The organism is Pandoraea sp. E26, assembly GCF_000681415.1.
Classification (GTDB): Bacteria; Pseudomonadota; Gammaproteobacteria; order Burkholderiales; family Burkholderiaceae; genus Pandoraea; species Pandoraea pnomenusa.
Genome location: NZ_AYXJ01000027.1, coordinates 37,419 through 60,499 on the forward strand (window position 1 = coordinate 37,419; position 23,081 = coordinate 60,499).

Here is a 23,081-nt window from a genome sequence, read left to right on the forward strand (position 1 = left end):
ATCTTGCCGGTTCCCGTCCCGATTTCGCCGGCTCCCGGCGTGGATCGACCAGGGGCGCGGACGCGTCGCCTGCGTCGGTGGCTTTCGACGTCTCGCGTCGAGATTTCGGGCAAATGCGTCGGGGCGAGTCTTCGGCTTTCCTTGCGTCGTCGTCGCCGGATGGTGTGTCGAGGGCGCGGGGCGCTTCGTCGCCGGTCGCCGGCGGCCTCGTGTCGCCGCATAGGGACTTGCCGGTTTTATCTTTCGGACTGCTCATAGATCCTCCATGAAGTAACCCCATTGCCATATCGAGGGGGCGTTTTCATCATGGCAGCAGTGAAGTCACTTGAGTTTCAGCAACATCCGAATCCCCCGAATGGGCGTCGCGTGCCGAAAGCACCGGTGCGTTTCGCGAGTGAGGCGTATCGGGATAACCCGCGCCATGCTTGTCCAATGGGCAAATTGCACGCTGCGTGCGGATATTGGATGACGCGCTGTCGGATTCGGACTCGACCTATCGGTGGATGGCGTCTCCGCTGGGGGCGATACGTGTCATGCGCCCTTTAGGCGTTTCGTAATCGAACGAACTAGATAGGGCGAAGCGCCACGCGCTTGATGTCCTTGACGATGACGAGGTAACAAAACACCGTCAACAGTGCGTTCAGGCCGACGAATGCCAGCGCGCCGTTGAAGGAGCCGCCGGATCGCGTGACCAGATACCCGATAACGATCGGTGTCACGATGCCTGCGACGTTGCCGCACATGTTGAACAGGGAGCCGGAAAGGCCGATCGCCTCTCGCGGTGACGTATCGGCGACGACGGCCCAGCCCAGCGCGCCGATGCCTTTGCCAAAGAACGCGAGCGACATCAATGCGACGACGATCCAGTCGGTGGTGACGTAGTTGCACCCGACGATGCAGCACGACAGCAGCATGCCGCCGACGATGGGGACCTTGCGGGCAACGGTGAGCGAGCGGCCGCGACGGATGAGTGTGTCCGACAGGAGTCCGCCGAGCACCCCGCCACCGAAGCCGCAGATGGCCGGCAAGGATGCGACAAGGCCGGCCTGAAGAATGGTCATGTGCCGTGCCTGGACCAGATAGATGGGGAACCAGGTGAGGAAGAAGTATGTGAGCACGTTGATGCAGAACTGGGCGAGATAAACGCCCAGGAGCATGCGGTTGCCCAGCAGTTGGCGTACGACGCGCCAGCTGTCGTTGCTGCGAGGGGCATGGGCGGCGGCCGCCGAGTGGCCGCGAATGAATCCGCCACCTTGCTCGATATATTCGAGCTCGCGTGGGCTGACGCCCGGATGGTCGGCAGGGTGCTTCATGAACCTGAGCCACACGCCCGACAGGACAAGGCCGACGACTCCCATCACGACATACACTTCATGCCAGCCGAACGCGTGCGTGATCCACGCCATCAGAGGGGTGAATACGACGGCGGCAAAGTATTGCGCCGAGTTGAAGATGGCTGACGCGGTACCCCGTTCCCTGGCGGGGAACCAACTCGCGACGACCTTGGCGTTTGCAGGGAATGCGGGGGCTTCCGCCGCGCCCATGGCAAAGCGCAGGATGAACAGGCCCGTGACGGCCGCCGCCGCGCTGCCGGTCCATCCGATGGTGCTTTGCAGGAGCGTGAAGAGCGACCAAAGCAAAATACTTGCGGCGTAGACGCGGCGAGCGCCGAAGCGGTCCAGCAGCCATCCGGCCGGAACCTGACACAGGACATACGACCAACTGAACGCGGAGAAGATGTACCCCATCTCGATCGCGTCGAAACCAAACTCACCGCGCATCGCCGAGCCGGTGACCGAAAGCGTGGCGCGGTCGGCGTAGTTCAGGGTCGTGATGAAAAAAACGAGTGCCAGGATGATGTAGCGGACGTTGGTGCGTTTGAGCGCGTGCGCGGCGCTCACGGTTCGGCCGATTGCCATGACGTTCTTCCTCTATTGCTTGCCTGCGAGGCGACGATTCCTGTTCCCGAGGGGGGGATCGGGCGCGCCTCGCCCGTCTCCTCAAGCGGCGCTTGTCGACCGCCGAGCTTCTTTCGATGCATCGATTTATTTCTTATACGTCATCGTACAACGTGATTGATCGAATCGCAACGTCAAGTACCATAAAACGTCATTGTTAGAGGGTTAACGCGTATGAGAAAACAGGTCATACGTTGTATGATGATGTAACTTTTAGGTGGTTGGGCTATGGCCCGGAGAGGAAGAAGCAAATGGAATTGGCTCCGCTATATATACGTGTGCATCCCAATGACAACGTTGCGATTGTTGTGAATGACGGGGGGCTGGGGGAAGGGGCGACGTTCGCGGATGGGTTGACGCTTCTCGAGCGAGTGCCGCAGGGGCACAAAGTCGCGTTGCGGGATCTGGCCGAGGGTGACGAGGTTATCCGGTACAACGTCGTCATCGGCTACGCGACGAAGGCATTACCCAGAGGAAGCTGGGTCAATGAGCATGTCATTCGCATGCCGACGCCTCCCGCGCTGGACGACCTGCCGATGGCGACGATTCCCGCGCCGGAGATGCCGCCGCTCGAGAATTTCACGTTCCAGGGGTATCGGAACGCCGACGGATCGGTGGGTACGCGCAATATCCTCGCTATCACGACGACGGTGCAATGCGTCGCGGATGTCGTCGAGCATGCCGTGGCGCGTATCAAGCGCGAGTTGCTGCCGAAATTTCCGAATGTCGACGATGTCGTCGGTCTTGGTCACACCTATGGATGTGGCGTGGCCATCGACGCACCCGACGCCATGGTGCCCATCCGTACGGTGCGCAATATTGCGCTGAACCCGAACTTCGGTGGCGAGGTGATGATGGTGAGCCTGGGCTGCGAAAAGCTGCAACCGGAGCGCCTCATGCCGGCGGGCACCATTCCCATCTCGAGCGTTTCGGCGCCGGGCGGCGAATCTGGTGTCGACAACGGCGACGTGGTCGTGTTGCAGGACGAGTCGCATGTGGGCTTCGAGTCGATGATTCAATCGATCATGCGAACGGCCGAAGGGCACTTGACGCGGTTGAATCGTCGGCGGCGGGAGACCTGTCCCGCGTCCGATCTGGTCGTCGGCGTGCAGTGTGGCGGCAGCGATGCGTTCTCCGGACTCACTGCCAACCCTGCGGTGGGCTTTGCCTCGGATCTTCTGGTGCGGGCGGGGGCCACGGTGATGTTCTCGGAAGTCACGGAGGTGCGTGACGGCGTGGGGCAGCTCACGGGGCGTGCGGCAACGCCGGAAGTCGCTGCGGCCATCATCCGCGAGATGGATTGGTACGACAACTATCTCAAGCGGGGTGGCGCCGACCGCAGCGCCAACACCACGCCCGGTAACAAGAAGGGTGGGCTCTCCAACATCGTGGAGAAGGCGATGGGGTCCATCGTCAAGTCAGGAAGCGCGGCGATCTCAGGCGTACTTTCGCCGGGCGAAAAGGCAAGGCAGAAGGGGTTGATCTACGCGGCGACACCGGCGAGCGATTTCATTTGCGGCACGCTGCAAGTTGCCGCGGGCATCAATCTGCACGTCTTCACGACCGGGCGAGGCACGCCGTACAGTCTCGCCGAAGTGCCCGTCATCAAAGTCGCGACGCGCTCGGACCTGGCGCGTCGTTGGCACGACCTGATGGACATCGATGCCGGCACGATTGCGACGGGTGCGGCCACGATCGAGGAGGTGGGCTGGCAGCTCTTCCGAACGATGCTTGCCGTCGCGAGTGGCGAGAAGCAGACGGCGGCGGAAAAGTTGAAACTGCACAATGCCCTGGTGCTTTTCAATCCGGCCCCTGTGACCTGATGCCTGGGGTGCTGCGCGCGGGGCGCGGTTCGTGAGCCGCCTAGGGCGGCGGGACGGATGCGTCACCCGCGTGTTGCCCGGCGCGTCGGGGCGGGATTCCGTTCGGGGAAGATCCGATGGCCGTGGGAATCGGTGAATGACCGGGTAAAAACCTGCCCATGTCGCGACGGATAGGCGGACCATCGGCGCGAAGAGGGATGACCTGCGGGAAGTCTTGCGAGATAAGGCTGTTGTGGTGCCCAGGGCCGGAATCGAACCGGCACGCCTTGCGGCGGGGGATTTTGAGATTGATCGTGACGAATAGCATGAGACTACGCTGGAACCCGCTAAGCCTTGCTGCGCTTGGTTTCCCAAGGGATTAGTCCCGTCTAACCTTACGCCTTGACCAGACCGATTGCGGCACACTTTCCGATGCCGTGGCTCCTGGCTGGTTCCTGCGTTCGATCCCGAACTAGGAGGCGTCATGGCTAAGATCAAGCTCACAAAATCCGCTGTCGATGCGGCCCAAGTCACCGGTGCAGACTACGAACTGCGGGACACTATTGTCCCCGGATTCCTCTGCAAAGTCACTGCCCACGGCCGCAAGGTCTTCATGCTCCAGTACCGGACGAACTGGGGCGAGCGTCGCAAGCCGAAGATCGGACAATTCGGCGAGTTGACCGTCGAACAGGCCCGCTCGATCGCGCAGGACTGGCTGGCCGATGTGCGCAAGGGCAACGACCCCAGCGCCGCCAAGCTGGCTGCGCGCATGGCACCCACGGTCAAGGAGTTGTGCGGCCAGTTCATCGAGGAATACTCGAAGCCGCGCAACAAGCCTCGCACGGTCGATACCTACCAAGGCTACATCGACCGGCACATCATCCCGGCGCTGGGCAAGATGAAGGTGCCTGACCTCACCCGTGCGGACATCACGACGCTGATGCGGGATAAGGCGCATATCGGTGTCACGGCCAACCGCATCCTGGCCTGCCTGCGCAAGATGCTCAACATGGCCGAGGTGTGGGGCTATCGGCCCGATGGCTCCAACCCGTGCCGTCACGTCCCCAAGTACCGGGAAGATGGCGTGACGCGGTATATCGTCAACGACGAGCTGGCGCGCCTCTACGCCTATCTTGACCGGGCGGATGCTGAAGGGCTGGAACATCCAACCCTAACGCTGGCGATCCGCCTGCAATTCGAGTTCTCGGCACGCATGTCGGAGATCCGCTCGCTCGAATGGGCCTGGGTCGATTTCGAGAATCGCCGTGTGGTCTGGCCGGACAGCAAGACCGGCGACATTTCCAAGCCGATGAGCGAGGTGGCCTACAAGCTGCTGTCCAATGCGTCGCGCATCAACGATTCCCCTTACGTGTGTCCGGCGATCTTCGACAGCGATGAACCGCTGCCCGAAGGCACCTACTACAACTCCTGGAAACGCATCCTGGAGCGGGCTCAGGTGCCGCACGTCGGCACGCATGGCATCCGCCATCGCGCGGCCACCGACATCGCCAATTCCGGCGTTCCCGTCAAGGTCGGCATGGCATTGACCGCCCACAAGACCGTCACGCAGTTCATGAGCTATGTGCATACGGAGGACGACCCGATCCGGGCGGCGGCGGAAAAGGTCGCCAATCTGCGGCGGGACACCATCGACAGCCGGGCGTCGGCTGCGTCGCCTGCGACGGCATCCGCCAGCGCGGAGGGCGAGAAGACTCGCACCAGTCAGGGCAACTACCGGCCCTACCGCCATCGTAAGAGCCCGAAGCGCGCCGTACCGCCTGGCACCAAGCGCGCTACGGACGAGTCCAAGCCCGGCGTGTCGGAGCCGATTATTCCCTGAGCGGGCCTCCCCGAATTGTCGCGACAGTGTCGCGACAATTCGGATGATGCTTGTGTTTCATATCTGAACAGATATAATTATGGCGCAGAAGCGTAAGCTGCTGTATTGGGAGGGGTCCTCGAAAAAGGACTTCAAGGCGTTCCCGATCGACGTGCAGAAGGACATGGGGGTGGCACTGTTCGTCGTCCAGTTGGGCGGCATGCCGGATTCAGCCAAACCGTGGAAGGGGCTGGGTTCTGGTGTGTACGAACTGGCGGACGACCACCGGGGCGACACCTTCCGGGCGGTCTATACCGTGCGGCTCGGTGACGCGGTGCACGTACTTCATGCGTTCCAGAAGAAATCCAAGTCCGGCATCGCGACGCCGCAGCCGGACGTAGTGCTAGTCGAGAAGCGACTGAAAGCAGTGCTCGCCCGCTACGGGACGAGCGGGAGAACGTGATGGCTCATATCGCCCCCCCCAAAGGCACCGATAACGTGCTGGCCGATCTTGGTTTTGAAGACGCCGAAGAACTCACGGCGAAGGCAGCTTTGGCGCTCAAGCTCAACGAGCTGATCGACCAGCGCGGTTTAAACCAGACCGAAACGGCAGTGATTACGGGTATGACTCAACCCAAGGTATCGCAAGTACGCCGCTATAAACTTCAGAATATTTCGCTGGAGCGGCTGATGCAGGCGCTGGTGTCGCTAGACCAGCATGTTGAAATCGTGGTGCGTCCTGCGCGGCAAGCACATGAGCACGGCATCACGGTAGCTGCGTAATGCGCCGGTGCCATTGAGGGGATGGGAAGAATGAAGTTTGCCTATGAGGATCTGAGCGACGACCAGTTCGAGGTGCTGGTTGTGCTCTTGTGCTATCGCTTGCTGGGCATCGCGACTCAGGGATTCGCGAAGGGACCGGACGGCGGGCGCGATGCCAAATTCGTCGGTACAGCGGAATTGCACCCCAGCAAAGCCGCCCCGTGGGTGGGTACAGTCATCGTTCAGGCCAAGCATACCAACGGGTATAACCGCAGCTTTTCGGAACTGGACTTCTACAGCGCGTCGAGTAACAGCACGGTAGTCGGCAAGGAGGTGCCGCGCATCAAGAAGCTGCGTGAGGCCAGCCAGCTCGATCACTACATGCTGTTTGCGAATCGCCGGCTGACTGGTAACGCTGAAACCGAGATCCGTGGTCACATCGCGGCTCAATGCGGCATTCCTGTCGAGTCGATTTATCTCTGTGGTTTGGAGCAACTGGAACTGTTGCTCAAGCACTTTCCGGAGGTGGCTCAGGCGGCGAAGCTCGACGCGGTGGACTCCCCGCTGATCGTCAGCCCCGATGATCTCGCCGAGGTTGTCGAGGCGCTTGCTCGTCAAAAGGATGGGTTGACGGCATTGCTCGATGATCCGCCGACGGCACGTGTGACCTACGAACAGAAGAATGCGCTCAACAACATGACGGCGGAGTATGCCAAGGCGCAGCGGCGCAAGTACCTGAAGGAAACTGCGCAAATTCGTACTTTCCTGGCCGCACCGGAAAATATCGAACTGCTGCACATGTACGAGTCCATCGTCGATGAATTTCAGCTCAAAATCATCGCCAAGCGCAAGGACTATCAAACCTTCGATCAGGTCATGGAGTATTTGGTCGATCTGCTATGCAATCGCGATCCGGTGCTTCGGCAGCATGCGCATAAGCGACTGACGCGGGCTGTTCTTTTCTATATGTACTGGAACTGCGACATTGGGGAGGTGGGGGATGCTGCGGCCGACCAAACACTCGCACCCTGATCGCACTGTTATCAATGTGTCTCTGCTGCTCCTGTCGCGGCTGAAGGACCGGCGCGTCGATGAATACGATGTCTTGCGGAAGTTCGCGAAGAAGAACGTCGTGGGTGGCGATGTGCTTTTTCTGCCCGCGCTCAACTTTCTCTATCTGATGGGCCTGGTTGAATACCGCCCCAAAACGGACGCTGTGGAATACGTGGGGCCAAATGAAGCTGTCTAAACTCTATTCCAACAAACCGGACATCTTCGAGCCCGTGGACTTTGTTTCCGGGCTGAATGTCGTCATGGCGGAAATCCGCCTGCCGGAAAATCGGAACAAGGACACTCACAATCTCGGGAAGACTACGCTCGGACGCCTTCTCGACTTCGGTTTTCTGTCGGGTAAAGATCCAAGATTCTTCCTGTTCAAGCACTATGAACTATTTGAAAAGTTCGTTTTCTTCCTTGAAATCGAGCTGGAAGATGGTGCTTTCGTCACGATCAGGCGCAGCGTCGAGGACGCGACGAAGATTGCCTTCAAGCGGCATGAGGCCGGCCATCAGGATTTGTCTGCGCTGCCACTCACCGGGTGGGATCATCAAGACGTCCCTTTCGAGCGTGCGCGTGAGCTGCTCGATGGCCTGCTCGACTGGCGGGCACTCAAGCCGTGGTCATACCGTAAAGCGCTGGGTTACCTGCTGCGTTCGCAAGAAGATTTTCGAGAGGTATTCCAGCTACGGAAATTTGCTTCCAAGCACGCCGACTGGAAACCGTTCCTGGCCCACCTGTTGGGATTTGATGCCAAGCTGATTACCGACCACTATGCGAAAGAGCAAGAGCTGGTAAAAAAGCAGGAAACGGCGCAAACCATCAAGAACGAACTGGGTGGCTCCGTCGAGGACATCAGCAAAATTGAAGGCCTTCTCCTGCTCAAGCAGAAGGATGCCGAAAAGAAGCAAGTGTTGCTGGATGCTTTCGACTTCCGGGCGCAAGACAAGGATCGCACCAAGCAGGTGGTTGATGAGGTCGATGAACGCATTGCCTCGCTGAACGCTGAACGTTATTCCTTAAGCCAGAATAGAAAAAAGATCCAGGCATCGTTGCAGGAGGATCAAATCCTGTTCAGTCCCGATGAAGCGCAGCGGCTGTTTGGTGAGGTCGGCGTGCTGTTCCAGGGGCAGATCAAAAAGGATTTCCAGCAGTTGATTGCCTTCAACCGGGCAATCACGGATGAGCGCCGTGGCTATCTCCAGGAGGAATTCGCTGAGATTGAGGGCGAATTGAAACGGGTCAATGCTGAGTTGAATGCATTGGGGAAGAAGCGTTCAGAAATGCTCTCATTTTTGAGCAATACGGATGTTTTCAACAAGTACAGACAACTCTCGGATGAGATGGTGACGCTGCGCGCCGCTATAACGTCGCTAGAGCAACAGCGTGGCCATTTGCATCGCCTCCAGGAGTTACGCGCCGAGATTCGATCTTTGACGGACGAACGCGGCCATTTGCAGGCGCAGATCGAGGCTGATGTAGAGAAGCAAAACGCCGACCAGAAAAGTTTGTTCTCTACGATCCGGATTTTCTTCAGCGAGATTGTTGAAGAAGTCATTGATCGCAAGGCGCTGCTGAGTGTGGCGCCCAATAAAGAAGGTCATCTGGAATTCAAGGCGGAAATCCTCGATGGGGCGGGCAATGCCACCAGTGCTGACCTCGGACATACCTATCGCAAGCTGTTGTGCGTTGCCTTCGATATGGCTGTGCTGCGGGCGCACCTGACCGAAAAATTCCCGCGCTTTGTCTATCATGACGGCGTGCTGGAGTCGCTGGATGACCGCAAAAAAGAAAACCTGCTGGCAGTGGTGCGCCGTTATGCAGACTTGGGGTTGCAGCCGGTGATTACGCTCATCGACTCGGATCTACCCGTGCGTGCGGAAGAAGCAGAGCCAGTCTTCACGGCCGATGAAATTGTCGTCACGCTGCACGACGAAGGGGATCACGGGCGACTTTTCAGGATGAAGGGTTGGTAGCTTTCCCCGATTCATTGAGGTCAGGCGGGTTTCCGGAGGGGCGTCGTGAGAAAGATAATGGAATCACTGCGTAGTGACTTGGCCGCGCTCCATCAAGCTGGCGTTATCGGCAAAGTGACAATGCGCGAGTTCGACGCCATCTGTCCGCCGCCGGTACGGGAGTTTGGTGCCGCCGACATCAAGCGTCTGCGCGAAACCTTGAAATTCAGCCAGCCGCTGTTCGCGCTTCACTTGCACACCACGGCCTCTACGGTGAGCAAGTGGGAGCAAGGCGTCACCCATCCTGCCGGCCCGGCGCTCAAACTGCTCAATATCATTGCGGACAAGGGCTTGCACGCCATCCTCTGATGCTTCGCAGACGGCAACCAGGCCGTCCAGGTGGTCATATCACCGATACGACCATTCCACGCAATTTCCTCCCTCTCACAAGCATCTGTGCGTCCCGGCGTGCCGCCGTCGGGCTCGCGGGCTTGCGCCCCGCACCTCATGCCGAGTTGCGGCCATCCGGCTTTGATCCCTGACGCCTTCGACCCTCGTGGGCCTGCGCGCTGCGCTTGCCAACGGCGGGGCTGTCTGCTGTTGAGAGGGTGTGGGCGGTCTTGCTGTTCCCTTCACCGTATCACGTCGTTCTCGCTGTCACAGGCGGCGCGCGCTGGGCGCGCTTGCGTCCTGCGGCCGTCTTCGACCTTGTGACAGCTTGCGCTGCGCCGTGCTGGCCACGGTTCCGGGCAATTCCGCCCGAGCAACCGGAGCACGATCATGTCGCAACTGTCCTTTTCCTCGTTCGATTCCCCTCTGATGGTGCGTGACTCGCGCGGCCGCTACCATCCGGCGTCGGGCGACGCCATTCTGGAAGCTGCACGTCAGGTCATCGACCAGAAGATGCAACGCGGTACACACTTCGATGCGCCAGCGACGGTCAAGACGTATCTGCGCACCAAGCTCGCCGGTTTCGAGTACGAAGTCTTCGCTGTGCTGTTTCTCGATGCGCGCCATCGGCTGATCGAATACACGGAGATGTTTCGTGGCACGATTGACAGCACGTCGGTGCATCCGCGCGAAGTCGTCAAGGAAGCCCTGCGGCACAACGCGGCGGCGGTAATCCTCTCGCACAATCATCCGAGCGGTGCGCCGGAACCGAGCGTGGCCGACCAGGCGGTTACTACGCAGCTCAAGCAGGCACTGGGTCTGGTGGACGTGCGCGTGCTCGATCACATCATCGTCGCCGGCAGCACCACAACGTCGTTTGCCGAGCGTGGCCTGCTTTGATTCAAGGGGCTTCGGCCCCTTTTTTCTGCGCTCGATGCCGAAACACAATCGAGTCTATTTACTGTTGGTGAGGTGTGGGGGCGGTCTTGCTGCCCTTTCACCGTACCACGTCGTTCTCGCCGATCAAGGGCTGCGCGTGCCTTGCACGCTGGCGGCCTGGCGGCCGTCCTTGCCCCCTGACGGCTGCGCTGCGCCGTGCTGGCGACGGTTCCGGGCAATTCCGCCCGTGCAACCGGAGATACCGCCATGTGCGCATTCATCACTGACGAACAACGCTTTCTGCTGCTGGCCAACGGCCGCGAATCCCTCCAGAACGAGGGCTTCGATCCCGCCCCCGTGGTCAAACTGTTCACGCCGGACGCCGACGCGACCTGGCTGCTGACCGAGATCGACCCGGACGATCACGCTTTCGGCTTGTGCGACCTGGGCCTGGGCGAACCCGAACTCGGCTGGGTTAGCTTGCAGGAGCTGGCGACCGTGCGCGGACGCCTCGGCCTGCCGGTCGAGCGCGATTTGCACTTCCGAGCGGAGAAACGCTTGAGTGTCTACGCGCGCGATGCACGGCGGGCCGGGCAGATCGTCGTGTGATCGGACCCGCGCGCCGTCCTGCGGGCGGCGCGCCGGCTTACGCTTAGTCATGGGAAAAATTGGCTGCGTGGGCCTGGTCCTGCGGTTTCTATCTGATTTGCCATATCCTCGCCGGAGATGCGCCTTACAGCGGCAGCCGCGGCAAACTGCGCGTCCAAGGCTAAGGTAATAACGTCCAGCCGAGTCAGTTGGGTTTCCCTGTAGCGATCACCAACATAGTCAGGAAACTTGCTCAGCGCGGGCAAGAGCAAAGCGTCATCCCTATGGCTGCTCTCTTGGGTCATTTTTTGGCCAAGCTTAACCAAATCATGTCCGAATAATTTGGGGTTTTTCAGATCTTTCTCTGGCACGCCAAGATGCAATAGCGTGCCTTTCATAGCCAATTCGGCAGCTAGGCAGATAGGTTGAAGAATTGCGCTGCCAATAGAACCAGACTGGGAAAGACTTTCAGCCGTTAGCTTAAGTTGTTCGGCTGCAAGTCCCCAAAATATCCGTGCATTCGTATGTTGATCTGCTCGATCAATGCCATATACGAGGTCGTGCATGTCAGCAACAGCAAATGCCGATCTTTCTGCAATCCTGCGGTCATTGCGACACCAGGTGGCCCATTCCTGATGATTTAAAAAACCCAGCCCCTTATCGACGCTAATACTTTGGGTTCCATAGGCAACGCCAATAGTTACCTTCCTGACACGATCAACCGATGCGGCCAAGCCCGTCCCCATGCCGGGCCAAGTGAACTCGACTTCAGGAATCAATCGCGCGTATGCACGTTCGATTTCGCGTACCTGGGGGTTACCGAAAAACCCGATGGAAAACTGTTTTCCAAGAATTTCCATCGCTGCACGAAATGGGCGAGCATGAAACGGGATGCCTTCCTGGGCGAAGCGTTCATCCAACTTAAGGATGTCGCTGTCCGTAAATTCGACCATCCGAAACCCCTGACTTATGCCTGGAAAACAGGCGGCTGACTAAAAGACATAGAAACAGCCAATTCTATTGGACGACACATAAAGCGCCATAGGGCGTCTCCCGGTCGAAAGGCATGACCGGGTCGCGCTGCTCCAGGTTCGCTTTTCGCTCATCCCTGACGGGACTGGCATTCGCCAGCCTTGCACATCCCTGACGCCTACGGCCCGGCTTCCAGCTCCGGGCCTGCGCGCTTCGCTTGCGTGCAGTCGGCACATCGAAGCTGGCCGTTGCCTGTCCAGCCGTCTTTCCCTGACTTCATCACCTTGTCCGCGACTGTAGCCCGCTCCCGTGTGCCATCAAGGCGCGCAGGGCCGTGTCCTCGGCTGCGCCTGCGGGCCGCACCAACCCTGCGCTTTTCTCCTTGACGGCCCCCGTCCGCGCGCTCCTGACCGTCGCGGGCGATGAACTCAGGAAAGACGGTGGCAACGAGGCCAACCGGGTTCCTCGTGTCGACCGCACAGAACAGCAGAAAGGCTGGGCTCCGAATCTTGGAATCCGGTGTGCGGTGAAAACCAAACCCTTCTTTGTCAGGAGAAAGACCATGCAACTCGCTTCCCGTTTCGCTTCGCGCTCCCCCTCGATTCGCAGCGATGCCCCGCTGTCCGATGACCAGATCCACCGCGTGGCCCCATCCATTTTCGCGGATGCCCCGCACGAAAGCCGTTCCGAGCGTTACGCCTATATCCCCACCGCCGCCGTACTGACCGAACTGCGCAAGGAAGGGTTTCAGCCGTTTATGGCGTGCCAAACCCGCGTGCGCGATGAAGGCAAGCGCGAACACACCAAACACATGCTGCGCTTGCGCCACGCCAGCCAGATCAACGGGCGCGAGGCCAACGAAATCATTCTGCTGAACTCGCACGACGGTACGAGCAGCTATCAGATGCTGGCCGGTATGTTCCGTTTCGTGTGCAGCAATGGCCTTGTCTGTGGCGATACGGTGGCCGACGTGCGCGTCCCCCACAAAGGCGACGTTTCAGGGCATGTCATCGAAGGCGCTTACGAAGTCTTGCGCGGCTTCGACCGGGTGAAGGATTCCCGCGATGCCATGCGCACTATCACGCTGGACGAAGGCGAAGCCGAAGTGTTCGCCCGCGCCGCGCTGGCCCTCAAGTACGACCCCGCCGACAACAAGCCCGCGCCCATCACCGAATCGCAAATCCTGATGCCGCGCCGGTTCGACGACCGCCGCCCGGACTTGTGGAGCGTGTTCAACCGCACCCAAGAAAACTTGACCAAAGGCGGATTGCAGGGGCGCAGCGCCAACGGTCGCCGCCAGCAAACCCGCCCGGTGCAGGGCATTGATTCCGATGTTCGCCTCAATCGCGCCCTCTGGATGCTGGCCGATGGCCTGCGCCAGTTGAAAGCCTGAATCCCCTGTTTTTCAACCCGGCAGGGGCAGGCAGCAGCCCTTGCCGCTTTCTTCGCTGCTGCATCCCTGAACCGATAGGAGTCTCACCATGAACGCCAATACCCAAATTCACCAAACCGAAGCCCGCGCCATCCATACCGCCGCCGCTATCCCGCTGGAAGCCGCCGACCCGACCAAGAACCTGATTCTGGTGCCGCTGTCGCGGCTGGTGTCGCGCCCCACGGGCCGCAACGTGCGCAAGACCCCGCGCATGTCCATCCCCGAACTCGCCGCCAGCATCGCCCGCGTGGGCCTGCTGCAAAACCTGATCGTCATTGCCGCCGCCGATGGCGAGCATTACGAAGTCGTGGCTGGTGGCCGTCGCCTCGCTGCCTTGAAGCTGCTGGCGAAAAAGCACCGTATCAGCAAGGAATGGGAGGTGCCTTGCCTGCTGGTGGCCGATGGCACCGCCCGCACGGCCAGCCTCACCGAGAACGTGCAGCGCGAAGCCATGCACCCCGCCGACCAGTTCGAGGCATTCGCCGCGCTGGTGGCCGAGGGCCGACCCATCGAGGACATAGCGGCGGATTTCAGCGTTTCCCCGCTGGTGGTGCAACGCCGTTTGAAACTCGCCAACGTCTCGCCCCGCCTGCTGGCCGACTACCGCGCCGAAGCCGTCACGCTCGATCAGTTGATGGCGCTGGCCATCACCGACGACCACGCCGCGCAGGAAAGCGCCTTCTACGATGCGCCGACGTGGCAGCGCCAGCCGTCCGCGTTGCGTGACCGACTCACCGAACGGGAGATCGACGCATACCGGCATCCGCTGGTGCGCTTTGTCGGGCTGGACGGCTATCAGCAGGCAGGCGGCGGCATCCGCCGCGACCTGTTCGCCGAAGGCGAAACCGGCGTGTACCTGACCGATGCCGCGCTGCTGGAACGGCTGGCGCAAGACAAGCTGGCAGGCATCGCCGCCGAGGTGAAGGCCGAGGGTTGGCCCTGGGTGGATGCCACGCCGGGCATGACCCATGCCGACCTGCAAGCCTTCCAGCGTGCGCCGAGGGAACGCCGCAGCCCGAACAAGCGCGACGCGCAGCGCATCGAGAAGCTGCAAGCCAAGATGCAGGAAGTGGCCGAAGCCGTGGATGCCGCACTGGACGCCGACGACGAGGAAAAGGCCGATGCCTTGCAGGAAGAAGGCGAACGCCTGGGCGAGCAGTTGCAGGTGCTGGAAGATCGCTTGCTGGACTATGCCGCCAACGTGAAGGCCGCAGCCGGTGCCATCATCACCATCGACCGCGACGGGCAGGCCGTGATTCATCGCGGGCTGCTGCGCGAAGCGGAAGCCAAGGCGCTGCGCACGTTGGAACGGCTGCGGCAGGGTTTCGGCAGCGAAGGCGAAGCCGACAACGACGACGAAGGCGAGGACGACGACCCGCCCAAGACCGCCGCCATGTCCGACCGGCTGGCGCAGCGGTTGAGCGCCCACCGCACCGCCGCGCTGCAAATCGAGGTGGCCCGCTATCCGCATATCGCGCTGGCCGCACTGGTGCATGGCATGGTGCAGACCGTCTTGCAGGAACACCACTACGGCCACGATTTGCCGCTGGGCGTGAGCCTGAAACTGCAAGACCGGCTGGAAGGCATGGCCCCGGATGTGTCGGAATCTGCCGCCGCCGTGGCGCTGCGCGAGTTGCAGCAGGTGGCGGGCGTTGCCTTGCCGGAGGACAGCGCCGAACTGTTCGCCGGGCTGCTGGCGAAGTCGCAAGACGAACTGGTGCGGCTGCTGGCCGTCTGCGTGGCGTCCACGGTGGACGTGGTGACGCCCCGCTCCACGGCGCAGCAACCGGGCGCGGAACTGGCGCAGGCCGTGGGGTTGGACATGGCGGCATGGTGGAAACCCACCGCCGAGGGGTATTTCCGGCATGTGCCCAAGGCCGCAATTCTGGACGCCGTGAACCAGTACGCCCCGGCGCACGTCACCCGGCTGGCGAAATTGAAGAAGGGCGACATTGCCAGCGAAGCCGAACGGCTGGCCGATGGCACCGGCTGGATGCCCGCCGTGTTCCGCATCGAAGGCCCGCAGCAGGACGCGGCGACGGATGCCGAAGAACCGGAAACCGCCACCGTGGCGGATGAGCAGCCACAGGCCGAGGCATTGGCCGCGTGACCCTGCACCGTAGATAAGCGCCCCGGTTCCGGCCGGGGCGCTTCGCCGTCCAAGGCCCCCCCCATGAACCCGATCACCACGAGCCGCCCCCGCATGGTGGCGACCTATGCCCCCGGCACGGTACGCGCCCGCCGCTGGCATGGCGATGGCGACGTGCGCGGCTATCGTCCGCCTCGCGGCTGGACAGCCCGCGCCGACCTGACCGATTTGCACCCCATCACGGGCCGCGCCTTGCCGCGTGCCGTGTGGTGGATTATCGAAACCAAGGAATAACGAGCAGCCCCGCGCCCAAGCCGTTCCGTCTTGGACGCGGGGAATGCCAAAAATCCGGGCGCGGCGGTGGCCGCGCCCGGTTTCAATGCCCAAAACCAAAACGCCCTTTCGCCGCCTTCGGGCAGGCGGCGAAAGGGTCGCGCATAAGGGCCTTGCGCACGAGGAACGGCCAAGGCTCGCCATGCGGCGGCGCTACGCGCCGCGATGAGCCGGATAGCGCCCCGCCGCAATGGGCGGGGCTTGTGGGGCTACGCCCCGGCTTGCTGCGGCAGGTTGCACGAAAGCGTGCCGTCCTCGACGCTGGCAGTTCGTTGCCTGTCCGTCACGAAGGACGGCTCACCGACACACCGCCCAGCCTCGATATGGAGCTTCCATGCCACGCCTCAAGCATGTGGCCGCGAGTTGCGGCAGGGGCGCTCTTGCCTTGTCATTGGGGCATTGACCTGGCCGCGTCAGGGCGCAAGCCGATGAAGCCTTTGGGCGGGGATGCCGAGTCGGCCATATCTCCTTTCGGGAGCGGTCGGCCTGTACGTCCTTGTCTTGTTGTGAATCCTGGCGGTGGCGCGGCTGCGCCTTGGGCTTCATGGCCGCAACCTTCCGGCGAAAACAATTTCCCCTGCGCTACGCGCATTCCTCGCGGGACAAATTCTTTTCGCTTCCAGGTTCTCCGCGTTGCTGCGACCGCTGCGCGGTGCGACCCGCCCATCCCCCGCCGGACGGATCACAACAAGGACGCACTGGCGCGACCCTGTTCAACCCGAAAGGAGAAATCATCATGGCTAACATCGGCACCTTCACCGCAGACAAAGACGGCTACACCGGCCAGCTCCGCACCCTGACGCTCAACGTCAAGGCCAAGCTGGTTCCCAACGACAAGGGCGACACCGAGAACGCCCCCGACTTCCGCCTGCAAGCGGCTGGCTACGACATTGGCGCAGCGTGGAAGAAAACCAGCGAGGCCGGACGCCCCTATGTGTCCGTGACCCTGGACGATCCTTCGTTCCCGGCAACGGTCTATGCCCGCCTGATCGAAGGCGAGAACGGCACGCACGACCTGATCTGGTCGCGCAACAAGCCCAAGGCGGCCTGACGGCCGCCCACCGCGCCCCGCCCATTGCGGCGGGGCGCGGTGCTGCTGATCGCAGCACCGAACGCACGGCAGCGCAAGACCATCGGCCTCAGCTTTTGCTTGATCGTTTCCAGCTCCGGTATGGCAGTCGCCATGGTTGGCGGATTTTGCGCTCGTCGAGGCAAATCCAAGAGGGCGTGCCGGCGCGGTAAGCGCCGCCGGGCTTTCGGGCTTCACCCCGTGCCGACTTCGCCGTCACGGCCATTCGGCTTCAATCCCTCACGCCTTCGCGCATACGGCGCTGCGCGCTCCGCTTGCCAGGAAACCCAAGGTGCGGCAACCGCACGCCTACTCGCGACGCTTCCCGAGCAGGCTTTCCGTTTCGGACATCAGTACGGCCGAACTGCATTCGAGCGCATGGGCGATCTTGAAGACGATCGCCAGCGTAGGCATGTGCTCGCCACGCTCGATCTTGCCCATGTGGGAACGCTCAACCCCGGCCAGATTCGCCAGCGATTCCTGAGCAATGCCACGTTCCGTTCGCAACGCGCGCACCGCCGTGCCGAAGGCTTGGGCCAGTTCGGCATCGAAAGTGGTGGCGCCGGCCGGTCGGCCGGGCTGGACGGTTCGCTTCTGCATAGACAGAAGCGTCGAATCCAGAGACAATTAAAACCACGTTATCTTTAACTCATTAACCGCTTTTGTTCTTTTGCAGAAATCCGCATCTGCGGATTTCCTCAAATCCAGGGAACCGCATCCGTGTCTTTCCTGACTTCCACCAATGCACTTTCTTGTTTCTACGTTTCTGCGGATTCGTGCGCTTGCGCCTATGTGCATCCGTTCGCAGGTACAAAGACGCTTCGGCGGTTCCGTGCATTCGTGGAAGGAGCGCGGTCATGACCCCGCTTGTCACCGAGGAAGACCGGGCACGGCTGCTGGCCCACGGTCAGGCCCGCGCTGCCGATCAGGACACCGACCCGCTGCCCGTGGTGCGACTTTTCACCCCAGACGCGCACGCGACCTGGCTGCTGGCCGCGCTCGATCCCGCCGATGGCGATACGGCATGGGGATTGATCGACCTGGGTATCGGGATGCCGGCGCTGGGGACGGTGAAACTCTCCGACCTGGCCAGCATCGTCGGGCCACGCAAATTGCCTGTGCGGCGGGACCGGTACTTTCAGGCGGTGTGCCCGCTGTCGGAGTATGTCCGGCTGGCACAGGGAAACGGCTCCATCACGGACTGATGAGGATGGGCGTAGCCCGGCCTACAAGGGCGCATTGTGACTATTTCAGTCTTACTCAAGACCGTGCAGGTCTGAATTTGCATTCTTGCGCCAAGACGATGCGCTTCTGCTGAAAACGGTCATGATGCCGAGCGCAGGCTGCGGCACGGTGTCCGGTGCTGCGCGCCATTTTCGAGCGGCGTAGCCGTCGCATTCAGACGATTTCAGCAATGCCCCGGAGCGAATTGGTCTTGACACCAGTAGTTACAGCTTGCCCTGATTTCGATGACGAGTTGATGGCGTTTCGATAGCTCCCGCACTGCGGAATCCGTGGCGACGTTCCTGCTGATCGACAGGAGGTTGCGTCATGGCCGAGCCGAGCGCCGCACATTGGTATCCGACTGCCTCGTATCTCTACGCGCTGCATCTCGACGGGCCTGCGCTGGCGTGGGAGTACCTGCGCCGAAATCCCGATTACCGCCGCGACTGGCTACGCCGTCGCCGCCGGTCGGACGCGGCACAGGCTTGGGGCCTGCGCCTGCTGGAAGACCCGGCCCTGGATGCGCGTGACGCGCATCCGGCCTGGTTCCCCGACCACGATGCCGTGGTGCAGCTTTACCCCGATGCCGACCCGCCTCCCGAAGCCGATGCCTTCGAGTTCTGGCGCGTTCCTGGCCGCAAGCAACTGATCCACGACGGCAAGCGCCTGGTGCTGGTGTCGCACTGGCCCGGCTGCTGCCTGCGGCTCGCGCTCGCGCCAGGCTTGGAAGACGGCATGGCCTACCTCTACGCGACCCGCGCCTGCGCCACGCTCTGCGCGCGCTATCGCACGGTCGCGGCCGAGCTGGATGCACTGTCGGCCGCGACCGTGACCGCGCCTACAGCGGCGGTCCGCTCCCGGCCCACGTCTGCCTCGCTGTTGGAAATGCACACTTTGCAGGCGCTCGACGCGACCTTGGCGGGCGCGTCCTTGCGCGTGGTGGCCGAAGGACTGTTCGGCACTGATGCTGTCGTGGCCGACTGGCACAAAGACAGCGCCTTGCGTGCCCGCGTGCGGCGACTGGTGCGCCGGGGCAATACGCTGATGCGCGGCGGCTACCGCCGTCTGGCACAGCTTCTGCCACCGTTGCACTAGGGGGGACATTTCGCGTCCCTTGGAGAACGTCCCTTAGCAAGAATCCCTACTTTCTTGAAAGTGCCTCTATCCGGCCACGTGGTGTGGTCGGGCTTGATGGAGGTACATCCCATGCGACCCGCTCCTTTGCGGCCTGCCGCCGCTGCTGTCGCTGCGCCCGCGCAGCCTCAACGCTACCTGACCAACGACGAAGCCGCCGACTATCTGCGCCTTTCGCCTCGCACGCTGGAGAAGCAGCGCGTGATCGGCGGCGGCCCGAAGTTCCGCAAGTTCGGCCGCCGCGTCATGTACGCGGTGTCCGACCTCGATGCCTGGGCCGACCAGCGCAGCTACGAGGCCACGTCCGATCCCGAGTACGCCGAACGCCACGCGGGCGACTACCGTGATGGCCGCTGATCGCCGGCGCGTGGGTGGCCTTCGCCATGTCCAGCCCGCCAGGGCAAGCCTTGCCGCAGCGCGAACAGCTCGACCTGTTCCGTGCGCTGCCGGGCGACATGGCGCCACGCGACAGCCAGGACTTGATGGCCTTTCCGTTCTTCTCCCTCGCCAAGTCGCGGCGTATCACGCCAATCGATTTCCGCAGCGGGAACATCACCATCCGCGTGGAGGGTACGCAGGAGCACGGCATCGCAACGATATGGGATGCCGACGTGCTGATATGGGCCGCCTCGCAGATCGTGGAGGCGCGCGACGCGGGCCTGCGGCCGTCGCGCTGGATACGGGCCACGCCTTACGAAGTGCTGCGCTTCATCGGGCGCGGCACGTCGCTTCACGACTACCAGCGCCTCAAAGCCGCGCTCGACCGGCTGCAATCGACCACGGTGGCCACGTCCATCCGCGAAACCACGGGAAGGCGATTGCATCGCTTCTCGTGGATCAACGAATGGAAGGAACTGGCCGATGCCAGCGGCACGCCGCTCGGCATCGAGCTGATCCTGCCGGACTGGTTCTATGCCGGCGTGCTCGACGCCGCCCTGGTGCTGACCATCGACCCCGCGTATTTCCGGCTCAAAGGCGGCATCGAGCGGTGGCTGTACCGCCTGGTGCGCAAGCACGGCGGGCGGCAGGAGCACGGCTGGCAGTTCGACTTCCGGCACCTGTACCGCAAATCGGGCAGCGCGGCCCGTTTCTCGGACTTCGCCTACGACCTGCGCGCCCTGGTGGCGCGACAGTCCTTGCCCGGCTACATCCTCGGTATCGAGCGGATGCCGGACGATGCAACGGAACTGCTGACCTTCCGGCCCGTGCTGCATACGGCACGGGGATAACTGCGGGAAAACCTGTGCGTAGCCTCGTGCTATCAGGAGTACAGGGTATCGTGCTATCAGGAGTACGATCCTCGTGCTATCAGGAGTGCGAAAACGCCGCAAAGCCAATAACGGCGCGGGTTTGCGTTCCATCTAACTTACCTAACAAGAAATACATAACTTTTAGTAGAAGCGCGCCGTTTCGGTGGACAACCACGAAACGGCACGGCCAGGCCGGCTTTCTAACAGGGAGGGCCGCGCCATGATCTTCGCGTTTCTCAACCAGAAAGGCGGCGTCGGCAAGACCACGCTCGCCACGCACATCGCCGGCGAGCTGGCAATGCGCGGCCTGCACGTCATCCTGCTGGATGCCGACCCACAGGGTTCCTCGCTCGACTGGACGCAGCGGCGTGGCCAGCAGGGCCTTCCCCGTCTGTTCAGCGCCGTGGGCCTGGCCCGCGAGACGCTGCATCAGGAAGCGCCGGAACTGGCCCGCCGTGCCGATCACGTCATCATCGACGGCCCACCGCGCATCGCCGCCCTGGCGCGCTCCGCGCTGCTGGCGGCCGAGCGCGTGCTGATCCCGGTGCAGCCCAGCCCCTATGACGTGTGGGCCAGCGCCGAGATGGTTTCGCTGATCCGCGAGGCGCAGGTATTCCGGCCGCAGCTAGCAGCGGCCTTCGTCATCAATCGGCGCGTCAGCACCACCATCATCGGCAGGGAAGCGCGGCAATCGCTGGCCGAACAGCCGTTGCCCGCGCTGCGCTCGGAGATCCACCAACGCATCGTCTTCGCCGACAGCGTAGCCGCTGGCCGGCTCGCCCGCGAAACCGCGCCCGACAGCGCCGCCGCACGCGAGATTGCCGCGCTCACCGATGAACTGCTGCGGTGGCCGATATGAGCAGCCCACGCAGCAAGCGCGTCGGCATCGGCGCACGTCCGCCCGCGAATCCGCACGCCGAGGCGTGGATTCGCCAGGGCAACGCCGATGCACTCAACAAAGGCGACCGCTACACGGCCCGCCTGACGCTCGACATTACGCCCGCCATGCGGGCCCGCATCAAGGTGTCGGCCTTCACGCGAGGCACGACCGTGGCCGAACTGCTGCGCGGCCTGCTGGAGCGGGAGTTTCCCGACAAGCGCCCGAAGAACCTGCCATGAACGCATCCGCCTTGCCTGCCGCTCACGCGGCGACGGCTGCACCGGCTGCTGCGCCGCCGCCTGCGCTTTCGGCACTCGCCGGTCAAGCCGGCAACGTGCCGCTGACCCGCGTATCGCTCGCCTACATCGAGCCGAAATTCAAGCTCTACCTGCGCTTCGGCGAGCCGGCGCGCACGTTGCGGCTCGACCGCTGGTGGCGCTGCGCGGTGTTCCTGCCCGGTTCGATGTTCTGCCGCATCCGCTGGCAGGCCAACGACTACGGCACCGTGCGCTGGCAGCTCATGGTGATGCAGGCGGCCACGCCGCTCGATGCCGTGCAGCGCATCCCCGGCGTGCGGCCCGGCGCACGCCTGCTGCTGCACGCCGAAGGCGAGAACGCGGTGCGCGCCGTGCTGGAACGCATCGACGGTATCGACGCGCAGGGTATCGCCGCCATCGACGTGTCGCCCGCGTACTGGCGCACGCTCGCCAACCGCCTGGCGGCCCACCTGCCGCTGCCCGAATACACCGCCGAGCGGCACGCCGCCTGGCTGGCCGGGAGGACATTCCCATGACCACGCTTTCCACGACCGGCCCCGCGCCGCATCCTCGCTCGCCCCGCGCAGGTTTGCGCGCTCGCATCGTGCTGGCGGGCTTCACCGCCGCCGGCCTCGCTGCGCTGGCCTGGGCGGCGTTCGTGCAGCCGCTGCCGCGCCTGATCTACAACCCGTCCGACAGCGTGGCGGTCGGCTGGTATCGCGTGCAGCCGCTCGACCATCGGGTTGCCTCGCTGCCGGTCGGCAGCATCGTCCTGACCCGATTGCCTGCCGACGCTGCCGCGCTCGCTGCGCAGCGCGGCTACCTCCCGATCCGCGTTCCGCTGCTCAAACGTGTGGGCGCGGTCGCGTCGCAACACGTTTGCATCGTCGCGGGTCAGGTACGCATCGACGGCGTGCCTTCGGCCGCCGTGCTGTCCGCCGACCGGCTGGGCCGGACGCTGCCATCCTTGCAGCTTTGCCGCCGTCTCGAATCGGGTGAACTGTTCCTGTTGAGCGTGACGAATCCGGCCTCGTTCGACAGCCGGTACTTCGGGCCGGTCAGCGCGTCCGCCGTGATCGGCGTTGCGCATCCTGTTTGGCTGGAGACACGCCCATGATGGCCGCCGATTCGCTGCGCTTTGGCGTGCCATCGGGCATGTCGTTCTCGCTGCTGCTGCCGTGTCGTTACGCGTGCAGCGCGGGCGCATTCGCGCCGCGCCTCGCGCAACATCC

The 23,081-nt window shown here is 62.6% G+C and carries 25 protein-coding genes; 22 read left to right on the top strand and 3 right to left on the bottom strand.

Annotation, left to right across the window (positions count from 1 at the left end):
• Positions 1-566: 566 nt before the first annotated feature.
• Positions 567-1,919: an MFS transporter gene (locus W930_RS0116600; protein WP_023873372.1), complete on the bottom strand. Its 1,353-nt coding sequence runs from the start codon at positions 1,917-1,919 to the stop codon at positions 567-569.
• Positions 1,920-2,209: 290 nt separating this feature from the next.
• On the opposite strand from W930_RS0116600, the gene garD reads away from it, so the two are divergent.
• From garD to W930_RS0116650, 10 genes are all read left to right on the top strand, one after another.
• Positions 2,210-3,781 carry a galactarate dehydratase gene (gene garD, locus W930_RS0116605; RefSeq protein WP_023873373.1) on the top strand — a complete coding sequence of 524 codons (1,572 nt, stop codon included), beginning with the start codon at positions 2,210-2,212 and terminating at the stop codon, positions 3,779-3,781.
• 463 nt (positions 3,782-4,244) lie between these two features.
• Positions 4,245-5,600 carry a site-specific integrase gene (locus W930_RS0116610; protein ID WP_028731118.1) on the top strand — a complete coding sequence of 452 codons (1,356 nt, stop codon included), beginning with the start codon at positions 4,245-4,247 and terminating at the stop codon, positions 5,598-5,600.
• Between the two features lie 79 nt (positions 5,601-5,679).
• The gene (locus W930_RS0116615; protein WP_028731119.1) at positions 5,680-6,042 is read left to right on the top strand and encodes a type II toxin-antitoxin system RelE/ParE family toxin; all 363 of its coding nucleotides are present in this window, start codon (positions 5,680-5,682) and stop codon (positions 6,040-6,042) included.
• Positions 6,042-6,362, top strand: a complete 321-nt coding sequence (locus W930_RS0116620; RefSeq protein WP_028731120.1) for a helix-turn-helix domain-containing protein — start codon at positions 6,042-6,044, stop codon at positions 6,360-6,362. The genes W930_RS0116615 and W930_RS0116620 overlap by 1 nt, the downstream gene beginning before the upstream one ends.
• A gap of 30 nt (positions 6,363-6,392) precedes the next feature.
• Complete coding sequence (locus W930_RS0116625) at positions 6,393-7,373, top strand: ABC-three component system protein (protein WP_028731121.1); 981 nt, start codon at positions 6,393-6,395, stop codon at positions 7,371-7,373.
• Between the two features lie 16 nt (positions 7,374-7,389).
• Complete coding sequence (locus tag W930_RS0116630; RefSeq protein ID WP_235195551.1) at positions 7,390-7,590, top strand: ABC-three component system middle component 8; 201 nt, start codon at positions 7,390-7,392, stop codon at positions 7,588-7,590.
• Positions 7,577-9,373, top strand: coding sequence for a DUF2326 domain-containing protein (locus tag W930_RS0116635; protein WP_028731123.1), 1,797 nt, complete (start codon positions 7,577-7,579; stop codon positions 9,371-9,373). Before W930_RS0116630 ends, W930_RS0116635 begins: the two co-directional genes overlap by 14 nt.
• 45 nt (positions 9,374-9,418) lie before the next feature.
• Entirely contained in the window at positions 9,419-9,721 is a 303-nt protein-coding gene (locus W930_RS0116640; RefSeq protein ID WP_028731124.1) for a DNA-binding transcriptional regulator, read from the top strand.
• 411 nt (positions 9,722-10,132) lie between these two features.
• On the top strand, positions 10,133-10,642 hold the full coding sequence (gene radC / locus W930_RS0116645) for a DNA repair protein RadC (RefSeq protein WP_028731125.1): 510 nt from the start codon (positions 10,133-10,135) through the stop codon (positions 10,640-10,642).
• Positions 10,643-10,888: 246 nt separating this feature from the next.
• Complete coding sequence (locus W930_RS0116650) at positions 10,889-11,230, top strand: DUF2958 domain-containing protein (RefSeq protein ID WP_028731126.1); 342 nt, start codon at positions 10,889-10,891, stop codon at positions 11,228-11,230.
• Positions 11,231-11,277: 47 nt separating this feature from the next.
• On the opposite strand, the gene W930_RS30165 is transcribed toward W930_RS0116650, so the two are convergent.
• Positions 11,278-12,162: a hypothetical protein gene (locus W930_RS30165; protein WP_152552661.1), complete on the bottom strand. Its 885-nt coding sequence runs from the start codon at positions 12,160-12,162 to the stop codon at positions 11,278-11,280.
• A gap of 581 nt (positions 12,163-12,743) precedes the next feature.
• Here W930_RS30165 and W930_RS0116660 point away from each other — a divergent pair.
• The 4 genes from W930_RS0116660 to W930_RS0116675 all read left to right on the top strand — a co-directional run bounded on the left by W930_RS0116660 (position 12,744) and on the right by W930_RS0116675 (position 17,086).
• Positions 12,744-13,574: a DUF932 domain-containing protein gene (locus tag W930_RS0116660; RefSeq protein WP_028731128.1), complete on the top strand. Its 831-nt coding sequence runs from the start codon at positions 12,744-12,746 to the stop codon at positions 13,572-13,574.
• Positions 13,575-13,662: 88 nt separating this feature from the next.
• On the top strand, positions 13,663-15,723 hold the full coding sequence (locus W930_RS0116665; RefSeq protein ID WP_028731129.1) for a ParB/RepB/Spo0J family partition protein: 2,061 nt from the start codon (positions 13,663-13,665) through the stop codon (positions 15,721-15,723).
• Between the two features lie 63 nt (positions 15,724-15,786).
• The gene (locus W930_RS0116670) at positions 15,787-15,996 is read left to right on the top strand and encodes a hypothetical protein (protein ID WP_028731130.1); all 210 of its coding nucleotides are present in this window, start codon (positions 15,787-15,789) and stop codon (positions 15,994-15,996) included.
• A 775-nt stretch (positions 15,997-16,771) separates the two neighbouring features.
• Entirely contained in the window at positions 16,772-17,086 is a 315-nt protein-coding gene (locus W930_RS0116675; protein ID WP_028731131.1) for a DUF736 domain-containing protein, read from the top strand.
• 327 nt (positions 17,087-17,413) lie between these two features.
• On the opposite strand, the gene W930_RS0116680 is transcribed toward W930_RS0116675, so the two are convergent.
• Positions 17,414-17,704: a helix-turn-helix domain-containing protein gene (locus W930_RS0116680; protein WP_028731132.1), complete on the bottom strand. Its 291-nt coding sequence runs from the start codon at positions 17,702-17,704 to the stop codon at positions 17,414-17,416.
• 257 nt (positions 17,705-17,961) lie between these two features.
• On the opposite strand from W930_RS0116680, the gene W930_RS0116685 reads away from it, so the two are divergent.
• The 8 genes from W930_RS0116685 (at position 17,962) to W930_RS0116720 (ending at position 22,966) form a co-directional block, all read left to right on the top strand.
• Positions 17,962-18,309 carry a DUF2958 domain-containing protein gene (locus tag W930_RS0116685; RefSeq protein WP_028731133.1) on the top strand — a complete coding sequence of 116 codons (348 nt, stop codon included), beginning with the start codon at positions 17,962-17,964 and terminating at the stop codon, positions 18,307-18,309.
• Positions 18,310-18,655: 346 nt separating this feature from the next.
• Positions 18,656-19,423: a DUF2285 domain-containing protein gene (locus W930_RS0116690; RefSeq protein WP_028731134.1), complete on the top strand. Its 768-nt coding sequence runs from the start codon at positions 18,656-18,658 to the stop codon at positions 19,421-19,423.
• A 111-nt stretch (positions 19,424-19,534) separates the two neighbouring features.
• On the top strand, positions 19,535-19,819 hold the full coding sequence (locus tag W930_RS0116695; protein ID WP_023873389.1) for an AlpA family transcriptional regulator: 285 nt from the start codon (positions 19,535-19,537) through the stop codon (positions 19,817-19,819).
• Positions 19,820-19,845: 26 nt separating this feature from the next.
• A complete protein-coding gene (locus W930_RS0116700; RefSeq protein WP_036656036.1) occupies positions 19,846-20,691 on the top strand; it encodes a replication initiator protein A in 846 nt (281 codons plus the stop codon).
• A gap of 241 nt (positions 20,692-20,932) precedes the next feature.
• Positions 20,933-21,571 carry a ParA family partition ATPase gene (parA, locus tag W930_RS0116705; RefSeq protein ID WP_028731136.1) on the top strand — a complete coding sequence of 213 codons (639 nt, stop codon included), beginning with the start codon at positions 20,933-20,935 and terminating at the stop codon, positions 21,569-21,571.
• On the top strand, positions 21,568-21,831 hold the full coding sequence (locus tag W930_RS0116710) for a hypothetical protein (protein WP_036656038.1): 264 nt from the start codon (positions 21,568-21,570) through the stop codon (positions 21,829-21,831). Before parA ends, W930_RS0116710 begins: the two co-directional genes overlap by 4 nt.
• Complete coding sequence (locus W930_RS0116715) at positions 21,828-22,385, top strand: DUF2840 domain-containing protein (protein WP_028731138.1); 558 nt, start codon at positions 21,828-21,830, stop codon at positions 22,383-22,385. The genes W930_RS0116710 and W930_RS0116715 overlap by 4 nt, the downstream gene beginning before the upstream one ends.
• A complete protein-coding gene (locus W930_RS0116720; protein WP_028731139.1) occupies positions 22,382-22,966 on the top strand; it encodes a S26 family signal peptidase in 585 nt (194 codons plus the stop codon). Before W930_RS0116715 ends, W930_RS0116720 begins: the two co-directional genes overlap by 4 nt.
• The last annotated feature ends 115 nt before the right edge of the window (positions 22,967-23,081 follow it).